Here is a 13367-nt window from a genome sequence, read left to right on the forward strand (position 1 = left end):
CGTAATTCACCTACAAACACCAATAAAAATCACGGTATTATAAAGGATCAGCTAAATGAGCAATGTTCAATTTTCGCTTAAAAAGCTTACAGGTAATTTCAATTCATCATTATTTTTAATGTCTACGTTAAGCTGTACGGTATCTGCGGGCGAGCCACAAGCTTTGCAAAGTGCACAAGATGCTAGTTCGCACGACAAAGACATAGAGGTAATCATTGTTACTGCGCAAAAACGTGTTGAAAACATATTGGAAGTCCCCATTTCTATCGCAAGTTTTAATAGTGAAACAATTGTGAAAACAGGTATTCGACAGTTAAATGAAATTGCTGAATTTGTGCCCAATTTAAGCATGACCACCACCAATGACTTTTCTTCCAGTATTACTATCCGTGGTGTCGGCTCATCAAGTCGAAATATTGGTTTTGATGCCAGGGTTGGGTTGTATCTTGATGGTGTTTATGTCGGACAGTCCCCTGCACATAATCAAGATTTATTAGATCTTGAGCGTATTGAAGTTCTACGTGGTCCTCAGGGGACGCTATTTGGCAAAAATAATGTCGCGGGGTCAATCAATCTAATTTCTCAAAAGCCGGAAGATGAATTCGGTAGTACTGTTGGTTTTTCCGTTGGTAATTATGATTTAAAGCAGATTACAGCCATGGTCAATGCACCGATTGGCGACAATGTAGCGACTAAATTTAGTTTTAATCAATATGAACGAGCAGGCTTTACCGAGAATGTAACAACAGGAAATTGGTTAAATGAGCAAGACAGTTACGCGTATAGAGGGCAAATAAAAGCAACACCTTTTGACAATATTGAAGTGAACTTTTCTTTTGATAGATTACATTCAGATCGTTTATCATTTGACGGTGAGCCAATTACCAACACGTTAGGGAACGCCAAAAATTCGGAATCATCAGCGCGTAATAAGGTCAGTTTTGACGTGGACCCTCATGAAAACAGAGATATTAAGGGAGAAATACTGAACATTGACTGGGACATAAATAACAATTATTCCATCAAATCAATTACTGGGCATAGAGACGTTTATGTTCAATATATTAACGATTTTGACTTTTCCACAGAGTCAGTTTCCTATTTAGATTACATTGATGACTACGACCAGTGGAGTCAAGAACTTCAGTTGATTTCTCCAGAAGGCGATTTTCAATATGTCGCTGGTTTGTATTATTATCAACAAGATGCTCACACCAGAAGATTACCAACAGTGGGTGATGAAACACTCTCTCTTTTTACGGGAGTTCCACGTAGTGCTGTTGAATTTGGTGCTTCATTAGGCGATCCTACCTCAATTTTTATGTTAGCAGCATTTCATCCTGGCAACCTTAGTACAGTAGGCGATGTTGAAACAACAAGTTACGCGGTTTTTTTTAACAGTAATTATCAATTTAATGATGACGTTACGTTGGACTTGGGGTTTCGTTATTCTCGCGAAGAAAAAAATGTTGATTGGACAATTTCGAGCATAGATCCTGTCACCAGTATTCCAGTTATTCCCATATTTGAATTAGCTAATGGTCAAGTGGTTGATAAAAGAGGTGATAATGATTTCTCTCCTTTAGTTTCGCTAAACTATCGTCTCGGCGAGCAGATCAATACTTACATAAAATACGCCACAGGTTATAAAAGCGGTGGTTACAATGTTGATTTTTTAACACAGGCACAACTTGACGCTGGGATAGAATTTGACAAAGAAACCGTTGAGAGTTACGAAATTGGCATTAAGGGGCATCTGTTTGATCAACGTGTAACCTTTAGCAGCGCGGCTTTCTATTCGACATATGATGATTATCAAATCAATCAGTTGATAAACCTTGCCGCAGGTACAACAGCATTAAGTATACGTAATGCCGCAAAGGTGGAAACGCGTGGCCTGGAATTTGATTTACAGTATCGACTGACAAGTGATTTATCGATAAATGTAGCAGTAGGTTTGCTTGATGCTGAATTTGCCAAATTTCCCGGTGGTGGTAGTAACGGGGAAGACCTCTCTGGCGCAAAGCTATCTGGTGTTTCAGATTTCACGTTCAATTTAAGTGCTCAGTATTATTATCTATTACCAGCGCTTAACGCAGAATTGTCTTTGTTACTAAGTTATAACTATCAAGATGATTACAATACCGATCTCGACGGTTTATCTCAAATAACCCTTGCCAATGGTGACGCTATTGCTATCGGACAGGTAGACGGTTTTGGCATTGTTAACGCAAGTGTGGGGATAGAGCCCTTAGGGAGTGGCGTTAGTCTCTTTTTATGGGCTCGAAATCTGGCCAGCGAAAATAGTGCTATTATTGTTGCTGAAAAGAGTTTTTTTGGCACAAGACGTAATGTCTATGTTAGTCCACGAACCTTTGGACTTACTGTAAAATATACGTTTTAATTGTTCTGAAATATTTAACCTGAATAGTATTTACTAAAGAAATTATAAAGGCTGAATTTAAAATGATAACAAAAATTAACCGATGGCCTGCAAGATTAGATTTAATACAAAGTAGCACGGGATTAATTCTCGCATTGTTTATGTGGGCGCATATGTTTTTTGTCTCTAGCATTTTAATCAGTCACGACGCTATGTACTGGGTATCCAAAATGTTTGAAGGAGAACCTATATTTGGAGAACCCTACCCTATTTTAGTTTCTATCGTGGCATTGATTATTTTTACATTTATTTTTATTCACGCTGCCTTAGCTCTGAGAAAGTTTCCAACCAAAGAAAAAGAAATTACCGCGTTGCATCTTCATTTAGCACGCTTTAAACATGGTGATACGCTCTTATGGTATGTCCAGGTATTGACTGGTTTTTTATTGTTTTTTCTCGCCAGCATTCACTTGTATCAACTTATGCTACACCCAGCAGATATTGGCCCTTACGCGTCTTCTGATAGAGTATGGTCTGGGCGGATGTGGCCCTTATACTTAATTCTATTATTTGTAGTTGAAATTCACGGTGGTATTGGTTTATATCGATTGGCAATGAAATGGGGATGGTTTGTTGGTAAAGATATAAAGAAAGGCAGAAAACGATTACAACGACTAAAATGGGCACTCACTCTATTTTTCCTGATGTTGGGTTTAACGACACTTCAAGCCTACATTAAAATTGGTTACGAACACGCCGGTAAGGTTGGTGAAAGGTATGTTCCTGCTAATAAAGTGTTACTTCAACCTTATAAAAAATTGCCAGAATAATCATGAAAATAATACACACTGACGCTTTAGTTCTAGGTGGCGGATTAGCCGGATTAAGAACCGCAATAGGTATGAAGAAACGAGGTCATGAAGTTATTTCACTTAGTTTAGTACCTCCTAAAAGATCTCATTCATCTGCCGCACAAGGCGGTATGCAAGCAAGTTTAGCAAATAGTGTAAATGGGATAGGTGACAACGAGGACTTACATTTTGTTGATACCATTAAAGGCAGTGATTGGGGGCAGATCAACAAGTGGTTCGAATGTTTGTCGATACTGCCCCAAAAGCAGTTAGAGAACTTGCTGCATGGGGTGTACCGTGGAATAGAATAGAAAAAGGTGACCAACAAAGTGTTATAGACGGCAAAAAAGTGATTTTAACCGAACCTGAAAACGCACACGGGCTAATTACGGCAAGAAACTTTGGTGGCACACAAAAGTGGCGAACTTGTTATGTTGCAGACGGTACGGGTCACTCAATGTTATATACCATGAGTAATCAGGCCATAGCTAACAACATTCCTGTTCACGAAAGAATGGAAGCCTTGTCATTAATTCATGATGGAAAACAATGTTTTGGTGCTATTGCTCGAAATCTTATTTCAGGCGAGTTAGTTGTTTATATTGCCAAGGTGACCTGCATTGCGACTGGTGGGTTTGGTCGAATCTACCGTTCCTCCACAAACGCGGTCATTAATGAAGGTATAGGTGCGGCACTCGCATTAGAAACAGGGATTGCTTCACTTGGAAATATGGAAGCAGTACAATTTCATCCAACGGCCATATTCCCTGCAGGAATTCTCGTCACGGAAGGTTGTAGGGGTGACGGCGGTTTATTGTTAGATGTTAATTTACATCGTTTTATGGCTGATTATGAACCTGAAAAGAAAGAACTCGCCTCACGTGATGTTGTTTCTCGTTGGATGGAAACTCATATAGCAAAAGGTTACGGCGTAAAATCCAGATTTGGCGAACACTTATGGCTTGATATAAGGTTACTTGGTGAACACCATATCAATACAAAATTACGAGAAGTAAAAGAAATTTGCCAGTACTTTCTCGGTATAGATCCCGTGAAAGACCTTATTCCGGTTAGGCCAGCACAACATTATTCAATGGGAGGAGTTAGAACAAACCACAAAGGACAATCTCCTAGCCTCTTAGGTTTATATTCGTGCGGTGAAGCTGCTTGTTGGGATATGCATGGATTTAATCGCTTAGGTGGTAACTCAGTCGCTGAAACGGTAGTGGCTGGTATGATTGTAGGCGAGTATATGGCTGACTTTTTAGATAGCAATGCTTGCGATATTAATATATCAACAGCACTGATAACAGATTTTTATGAAAAAGAAAAAAACAAACTTGCCGCTTTTTATCAAGAAAGTAACACAGAGAATCCATTTGAAATCATGAGTGAAATGCAAAATATCATGACAAAAAATGTCGCGATATTTAGAAATAAAACTAAGCTTGTCGAAGCCATAGAACAGCTAAAAGCATTACGTATAAGAGCTAAGAACATTCGTGTTCATTCAAATGCTAAAGGTACAAACCCAGAACTAGTTGCCGCATATCGCGTACAAAAAATGTTAAAACTATCTTTATGTACTACCTATGGCGCACTGCAAAGAGAAGAAAGTCGAGGAGCCCATAGTAGGGAAGATTTTCCTCTACGAGATGATAAAAGATGGTTAAACCGTACGTTAGCAACATGGCCTTGTGAGCAAGATGAACTTCCAACATTGCAGTATGAGCCAATCAACATAAAAGCAATGGAAATGCCACCGAGTTGGCGCGGATATGGTGCAAAAGACAGGATTGATCATCCTGATACGGCTATTAGACTTGAAGAAGTAGAAAAAATCAAAAAAGAAAATAATATCTGTAAAGATAGTATATCTAAAGGGATTGCAGCCAAAGACATTGAAGCTCAAGACATTGAAGCTCAAGACAAAGAGATTTTACAAACCAAATTGATGCCCTATAAACACTTACTTCCTGAAAAATTCAGGGGAAAAAACGCTCGATTATCGGATGAACAATGATGGCTACAAATAACGTAGATTCAAATAATATTCCTGTGATTCAAATCGATACACCACGAATATTAACATTCAATATTTTTAGGCATAATCCTGTCGATGAAAATAGCGAGGTACGCACCCAAAAATATACCGTTGAAGAAGCGCCTTCAATGACATTATTTATCGCACTCAACGAAATAAGAGAAATACAAGATCCTACATTACAATTCGATTTTGTTTGTAGGGCAGGAATTTGTGGAAGTTGCGCGATGTTAATAAACGGACAGCCTAGTTTAGCCTGTAGAACGTTAACGAAAGATCATCCCGATGTAATTAACTTAGCTCCATTACCGGGTTTTAAATTAATTGGCGATTTAAGTGTCGACACTGGTCAATGGATGCGCGGTATGTCAGAAAGACTTGAAACATGGATTCATTTACAAGAAACATCAGTAGATCTCGGTAAGATAGAAGAAAAAATGGAGCCGAAACTGGCAGAAGACATCTATAAATTAGACCGTTGCATAGAATGTGGTTGCTGCATTGCAGCATGCGGTACTGCACAAATGCGAGAAGACTTTATTGGTGGCGTTGGCTTAAATCAGATCGCCAGATATAGACTTGATCCTAGGGATGCACGAACTGACGCTGATTATTATGAAGTAATAGGAACGGAAAACGGAGTTTTTGGTTGTATGACATTACTCGGTTGTGAAGATACTTGCCCCAAAAATTTACCTTTAGCGGGGCAGATAGCATACATGAGAAGAAAAATGGCATTCGTCAAAAGCTAGAGTAATGGAGTCCTATATAATTAAACCCAATCAATCTTTAGGCATTTTGTGTGCAAGACCTTTATGACAATCAATACAAGTTTTGTCTTTCTTTTTCATATCTTCAATATCATGCTTTTTACGTGCTCTTTTACTTTGTTTTTCAAGATCCCATCGGTTTTGATCATGACATGAACGGCATTCACGTGAATCCGTCTCTTTCATTTCATCCCAAACACGCTGAGCTAAAAACCCACGTTTTTTCTCAAACTTTTCAGCTGTATTAATAGAACCTAACATCATGTGCCATACTTCACGCATTGCAACGGTTTTACGGATCATTTTGGGGACAAACTCTTTTGGTAAATGGCAATCTACACACGTTGCAACTACCCCAGATTGAGAGTTGAAATGGTGAGTTTCTTTGTATTCTTTAAACGGTTCACTCATACCATGACAAGAGACGCAAAACTCTTCTGTGCTGGTTGCAGTTAAAGACGCATTAAATCCGGCCAAGAACATAACACCAATGATAAAAAAAACTAATCCGCCTAAAGGAATACCAAAATAATACCAAGCCTTAGGAGCGTTCCACAACTTTTCTTTCCAAGATGGTTTCATAATAAATACCTACTGCTGACTTGCATAATAATGTAACAGTGCGTTAATTTGTTCTTCTGATAATTGATTGATTTTTTTCAGCATTCCCTCTTCTGTTTTACGCGTACCTGCTCGGTAATCTTTAAAGGATTGCGCTAAAAATGGCTTCCATTGCCCAGCTAAAATACCTGAGTCGTCATCAGCTGAAGTACCTCCATCCTCATGACATTTTGTACATCTGTCTTCATGAAGCTTTTCACCTGTTTTTGCTAAGGCAATATCAAAGTTTTGTTTTGCGGGAATAAACGTTTGTTCAGAATAATAGGTTGCTAGTACCTCAATATCTTCTTCTGAAAGTTCTCTAGCAATTAACAACATATCCGTTTCTGGGCGTTGAGTATCACCATGTCTGAATTTACTTTTACGTGCAATTCGGCCTTCATCAAGATAGACATCAAACATCGCTGTAATTGTTGCTTCAGAATAACCACCAATACTTGGAATATCTGAATCGCTACTGATTCCTTTTGCGCCATGACAGTCATTGCACATAATAATAGTATCTTCTATCGAGGCTGCTATTGTAATAGCAGAAGCAAAGATAAGAAGAAATATACAAAGTTTGATCTTGATCATGTTTTTTACTCCAAAAGGTATTAATTAGTTAAAAATCAAGCTACTTTTTCAATATATATACTAGTATCTATAAATAACTTTACCATTTTATCCCAAAAATAAAGTGAAATTAGATGTTTATCAAGAGTTAACACTTGAGTAATGAGATTCCCTTGACATAGATCATATTTAAATACCGTTAACACTCCGATAATAATAAAAAAGAAATTACAACCCTTATTGGAAAATAGCTATTTGAAAATTTAAACACTCTGACTCTCAATTGCTGATGGAGCTTATGATGGAAAACAATAATAAATGTAACCTGAAACAACTTTTAACCAGTTTTGCACTTGTTAGTGTACTTGCATTTTCTGGTTGTGGTGGTGATACGGGACCTACGGGAGAAACAGGTTCTGAAGGACCTGTTGGTGATACTGGAGCTGATGGTACGGCAGCAGCACCAACAACATCAAGACAAACAGCGGTGATGGACTCTGCAATTACTAATGCAACTATTGCTACAGATGGTGCATTAACCGTTGAATTTACAATCGAAGATGATGTAGGGGTTGGTTATAGTGCGCTTAAAAGCAGCCAAGTACGCTTTACCTTAGTACAATTAACGCCTATTGATGCTGTTACAGGTGAGCCTTCAAAATGGCAAAGCTATATTAATACAATCGAAAGCGCGCCAACAGATCCTAGTAACGGCCCAGGAACAGAAGATGCAGATCAAGCAACTTCTGAAAAAGCCAATGATGACGGTGGCATTTTTACCAATAATAATGACGGCACTTATAGTTATACTTTGGCAACCAATGTAATGAATGTAACCTCTCCTGTTGCCGTAACTTACAATGCCGATTATACCCATAGAATTGCTTTTCAAATAAGTGGCAGTGGTTTTCCTACAATGAATCGATCGTTCGATTGGCAACCTTCTACAGGAGCAACAACGAATATTGATAATCGTAAAATGGTAGTTGAAGGTACGTGTAATGCTTGTCATGGCGAGTTAGCGCTTCATGGTGGTGGTCGTGTAGATATGGCTTATTGTGTTACTTGTCATAATCCAGGTAGTGTTGACGCAAACAGCAGTGAAAGTGTTGACTTTAAAGTAATGATACACAAAATTCACCGTGGTGCTAACCTTCCCTCTGTTGTAAATGGTGGTGAATATGCTATTTGGGGATATCGAAATAGCAAGCATGATTACTCTGATACGCATCTTCCACAAGATATTCGTAATTGTACGAATTGCCATGATGATACCAGCGCTGAAACTCCTGATGCTATAAACTTTAAATCTCAGCCGTCTATTGAAGCATGTGGTTCATGTCATGATGATGTTAATTTTGCAACGGGCGTAGGTCATCTTGCAGGAGCTCAAGCAGACAATAGTTTATGTCAAACTTGTCATGGTACTTCTGGTTTCTCATCTGTAGAGAAGAACCATACTGATGTGATGTCAAATGTTGATATCGCACGTACAGCGATTGTAACACAAGCGAAAGCGACTCGAATTGACCTTGCAACCGGTAATGTTGAAGTAGATGTCATGATTACTTTAGAAGGTGAACCTGTTACGGCGCTACGCGATATTAGTGATGTAGATACGGCACAAGGTGCTAAATTTGGTAAGTATGGTTATGGTACTGACAATGGCGCTATTGCTATTAACTGGGACAACGGCACGGGTTATCAACTCAATCACCAAGAAGTAGTTTTTAATGACTGTATAGCTGACGGAGCTGGTTTGTTTACTTGTACAGCTACGGGGCTTTTAGCAGGTATTACCGCAACAGACGTTGTGACTGTAACACCAGTAGATGTTTTAGTGTGTATGAATGAAAAAGACGGTGCGATTGTTCGTTGTGACTCTCCTGAAACAAATACTATGAAGGTTGCTCAAATAGAGTCAACACCTTCAATTGTATTCTTCAAAGGTGATGGAACTATCACCACTGAAGGTTACGATAAAATTGGCGCAGATATAACCGCTTGTCAAAGCTGTCATGCCGACAATAAATTCCACCATGCCTCTACTGACTTAACACAATGTAAAACCTGTCATAATGCTACACGTACTGGTTATAGAGGTTTAGGTGACTTAAAACGTCATGTCCATCGCTTACATTCTGGTTTAGATAAAAATGCACTTGATGACTCTAACCCAGAACAAATAGATCACTTCCCTGGAAATATCGACAATTGTGGGCAATGTCATACAAATGATCAATTCAACTTGCCAATACAACAAAATACTCGTGCTTCTATTGCTCGTGGTGCAAGTGATAATGTTTATATAAGTCCAACTGCGGTTGTCTGTGGAAGTTGCCATCTTAATGTTAAATTAGGTTTAATTGATCCAAGATTACCAGGGTTAATAGATCCCGCTAAAGGTAGCATTGATACTAAGGGACAAGCCCTTATAGATCATATGATACAAAATGGCGGGATATTTGGCGCAGCAGCATTTGATGAGGCTAATAAAGTTGAGTCATGTGCAGTGTGTCACGCTATTGGTGCAGAATTTGGTGTCGACAAAGTACACGAAATAAAATAACTTATTACTATAGTCGCAAAGTTATTTAAGTTATAACCAATAAACACAAAGGCGAATTGCTCTTGGTTTATTAAAAATAAATAACTAAATAATAACAATAAATAAGAGTGAAATTCAATGCGAGATATTCTTAAAACCTTTTTTTCGGTCTTACTCTTTATCCCTCTCATGTCATCAACGAGTTTTGCCGAAAACAAACCCAATTCTCCCGAAAAAAATAAAGCAGAAAAAACGGTAACATCAGCCAAGCCTTTAACCGCTGATCAACTTGACATTTTACTCGTTAAAAAGTTTAAACAAGGCAAATATTCTAAAAAAGGTGCTGACAGTTGCCTTAAATGTCATGACGGAGACTCTGACAGTAATGCCATGGGTATTTTTAATAATGTTCACGGCCGTCAAGATGTTAAAAATTCGCCATTTTCACAGTTACAATGTGAAAGCTGCCATGGTCCTGCAGGCAAACACACGGCAAGAGTAAAAAAAGGCAAACTTAGAGAGCCTGTTATTACATTCGGTAACCACTCTCTTGTTGATGCCGATAAACAGAACAGTGTTTGCATGAGTTGTCATGAAGATAGACAACGTATTGCATGGCAAGGTAGTTCACATCAAAGTGAACAAGTCCCCTGTGCGTCTTGTCATCAAGTTCATGAAGGGCAAGATCCTATTTTGTTTAAGCAACAACAAAATAAATTATGTGGTAGTTGTCACAAAGAACAATTGCATGCCATCAATAAACGTTCTAGTCATCCGTTAAAATGGGGACAAATGGCTTGCTCTGATTGTCATAACCCACACGGTTCTTTTTCTGAGCATGAATTACAACGGCCTTCAATTAATCAAACCTGTTATCAGTGTCATAGTGAAAAACGTGGACCATTGCTTTGGGAACATGCCCCTGTTGCCGAAGATTGTAGTGTCTGCCATGACTCCCACGGATCTATTAATGCAAATATGCTTAAACAACGTACGCCACAAATATGCCAAGATTGTCATACACCAGCAGATCACCCTTCAACGGCGATTGCGGGTAGTCAGTTTGTTGAAAATACCCAAAGTACGTTTGCTCTTGGACAAAATTGTATGAATTGTCACAGCTTAATTCACGGCAGTAATCACCCTGCTGGTCATACTTTTCAACGCTAGTGCTAAAATTAATGTTAAGGAGAATACCAATGAACAACACCACCTATAAACTACTCCTTAATAGCATCACGCTTGCTATTTTTGTTTGTTTTTCTGCAACTAGTTTGGCAGATGGATTTCGTTTACAAGATGCTAATACCCAGAAAGTCAAAAAAGAAAAATGGCTCTGTAAATATTGTCCCGACAATACGAAATCAGTAGCAAAAATTAGCGTTAATTTGTCGAATAATTCTGAAGATAATGGGCATTTTTCTACAATAACGGGAGAACAAAAAGATGGCACTTATGCTCACCTTGACGCTGAACTATCGCAAAGATCACAAAATACACATTATCAAGTTCAAGCCAAAGGTTTAGGCAAAGATAATAGTTATGCTCATTTATCGGCTACTAAATTAAATAGCTATAAAATTTCGTTAAATTACCAGACACTTAATCAGTTTGGTCATGCTCAGGGATTAACCCCTTTTACTAATGCTGGTAATGCCTCATTGCTTCTGCCCAGTGACTGGCAGCGAGTAGCAACAACCGCTGAAATGTCTAATCAGCAATTTTCAGAATTTGACCAAAAAATAGAAAGACAAAACTGGCAGTTGGCAGCAGAAACTAACTTCACGAATAACTGGCAAGGTTACATTGATTATCAATACCAAGATAAACAAGGTTTACGCTCCACCAGTGGCAACATTCTCACCAAAACCGTTATATTACCTGAAGGAATTAACCAGCAGCATAATCAACTGGATGCTGGCAGTTATTATCAATATGACGATGTTACTTTATTAGTTAATTATTATCACAGCGACTTTAGCAATAAACGATCCGTAGTGAATTGGAATAGCCCTTATGCGGTTGTATTTGGTGGTGCCAATAATGGACAGTTATCTGGCTCACCAGATAATGAATTTGATCAAATCAGTATTTTTGGCAATTATCGCGATAATAGTTTAACCCTTCAAGCTCGATTGATTTATGGACAACTATCACAAACAGATGATTTTTTATCTTATAGTTCAAATAATCTACTGGAAGCAGATAGCTTACCTACCACTCATTTAGATGGTCAAATAAATACTTTTTCAACGCATTTAAAAGCGTTATTCAGAACCGATAACAAGTGGCGTTTAACGGCTAACTATCATTTTCAAGATCGTGATAACAAAACGCAAAGTAATTCGTATCAACACATATTAACAGACAGTGCTATTTTACCTGATTTGATTACTAATAATACCTATAGTTTTAAAAAAGAAAAACTCACATTGGAAGCGCAATATCGTTTTACCATTCAATCTCATTTATCAATGGGCTGGAAATTAAAACGACAAGAACGTGATTTTCAAGATAGAAAAAACACCAAAAATGAAAAATTCTGGTTCAAAGTTTCAACCCATTTTGCTCCTTTTAATAAAGTCTACGTAGAGCTATCCAAGCAATTTCGTGATGGCAGTAGTTATAATCGTATAGATAAAACATCACCTATTGACAGTACACTGCCAATACAAATGAAAGTGCAAAAATATTACCAAGCGGATCGTCAAAGAGAACAAGCCAAAGGACATTTATCTTTAAATCCTTTTAACAGTAGCTTAAACAGTATTTTAATGAACACCGAAGTTGCTATTGAAGTCTATTTCTCTCGTGACCAATATCAACATACTGATATTGGATTGATAGAAAGTAAACGTAATGGTGTTGATCTTTCTGTTAGCACACAATTATCGAAACGTATTTCATTAGTTGCTTATACTCATAACCAATGGCAAGAAAATATCAGCCAAGGTAGTTACTGGGACAATGATGTAGACTGGTTAAGTAACCAAGATGATAAGTCTGACAGTGTAGGAATAAATCTAGCAGCAGAAAAGTTGGCTGATGGTAAATTAACGTTAGCGGCAGATTACACCTATTCATATACAAGTGGCATTACACAAGTTAATTCATTGTCACTAAATTCTAGTGACAGTCACAAAGAACTGGTGATCAATTCTCATCATCTCAATATATATGCAGACTATAATTATTCTGACCAAGTTGATTTGCACTTAGGTTTGTTATACCAAAAATTTAGTGAAAACGATTGGCGTTCTGAATATGATATAGATCGCATAATTAACGTGCTTGGCAATGGTTTATCTAACTATGACTACGATGCTTACAGACTAACCACGGGAGTGACTTATCTGTTTTAAACTTTAACCATATAATCACATAATTTATTTTTAAAAGATAATTGACCAGGGCAAGAGCATTTAGCTTACTTCTGCAAGTAACTCAGCATTACGCTCTCCGCACAAGTTAGCATTCTTAATAAACAGCTAAATAAGTACTTACCCATCAGAACACTCTAAACAACGATCTTTAGATACTTCTCGAACATTTAGAATCACAATGCATTATTAAGATTAAGTGTATTGATTTGATG

Annotated in this window: 8 protein-coding genes and 1 pseudogene; 7 read left to right on the forward strand and 2 right to left on the reverse strand. The window is 37.9% G+C overall.

The annotated features are described in order from the left end of the window. Positions 1–55: 55 nt before the first annotated feature. The 4 genes and pseudogenes from A3Q34_RS01925 (at position 56) to A3Q34_RS01940 (ending at position 6030) form a co-directional block, all read left to right on the forward strand. Positions 56–2404 (forward strand): TonB-dependent receptor, encoded by a 2349-nt coding sequence (locus A3Q34_RS01925; RefSeq protein ID WP_070373815.1) that lies wholly within the window; start codon positions 56–58, stop codon positions 2402–2404. Positions 2405–2466: 62 nt separating this feature from the next. Beyond that, on the forward strand, positions 2467–3213 hold the full coding sequence (locus A3Q34_RS01930; protein ID WP_070373816.1) for a fumarate reductase cytochrome b subunit: 747 nt from the start codon (positions 2467–2469) through the stop codon (positions 3211–3213). Between the two features lie 2 nt (positions 3214–3215). After that, positions 3216–5257, forward strand: a pseudogene (locus tag A3Q34_RS01935) (fumarate reductase flavoprotein subunit). Next, a complete protein-coding gene (locus A3Q34_RS01940; RefSeq protein ID WP_442855266.1) occupies positions 5254–6030 on the forward strand; it encodes a fumarate reductase iron-sulfur subunit in 777 nt (258 codons plus the stop codon). Before A3Q34_RS01935 ends, A3Q34_RS01940 begins: the two are co-directional and overlap by 4 nt. Before the next feature lie 30 nt (positions 6031–6060). Here the strand turns inward: A3Q34_RS01940 and A3Q34_RS01945 are convergent, their stop codons facing one another. Then, positions 6061–6630, reverse strand: coding sequence for a NapC/NirT family cytochrome c (locus A3Q34_RS01945; protein ID WP_083277861.1), 570 nt, complete (start codon positions 6628–6630; stop codon positions 6061–6063). Between the two features lie 9 nt (positions 6631–6639). Continuing rightward, positions 6640–7245: a c-type cytochrome gene (locus A3Q34_RS01950; RefSeq protein WP_070373817.1), complete on the reverse strand. Its 606-nt coding sequence runs from the start codon at positions 7243–7245 to the stop codon at positions 6640–6642. Positions 7246–7525: 280 nt separating this feature from the next. Between A3Q34_RS01950 and A3Q34_RS01955 the strand changes: the two genes are divergently transcribed. The 3 genes from A3Q34_RS01955 to A3Q34_RS01965 all read left to right on the forward strand — a co-directional run bounded on the left by A3Q34_RS01955 (position 7526) and on the right by A3Q34_RS01965 (position 13134). Then, positions 7526–9793 (forward strand): OmcA/MtrC family decaheme c-type cytochrome, encoded by a 2268-nt coding sequence (locus tag A3Q34_RS01955; RefSeq protein WP_070373818.1) that lies wholly within the window; start codon positions 7526–7528, stop codon positions 9791–9793. 117 nt (positions 9794–9910) lie between these two features. Further along, on the forward strand, positions 9911–10942 hold the full coding sequence (locus tag A3Q34_RS01960) for a DmsE family decaheme c-type cytochrome (protein ID WP_070373819.1): 1032 nt from the start codon (positions 9911–9913) through the stop codon (positions 10940–10942). 29 nt (positions 10943–10971) lie between these two features. Further along, entirely contained in the window at positions 10972–13134 is a 2163-nt protein-coding gene (locus A3Q34_RS01965; protein ID WP_070373820.1) for an MtrB/PioB family decaheme-associated outer membrane protein, read from the forward strand. Positions 13135–13367 lie beyond the last annotated feature (233 nt).

This window comes from Colwellia sp. PAMC 20917 (assembly GCF_001767295.1).
Classification (GTDB): Bacteria; Pseudomonadota; Gammaproteobacteria; order Enterobacterales; family Alteromonadaceae; genus Colwellia_A.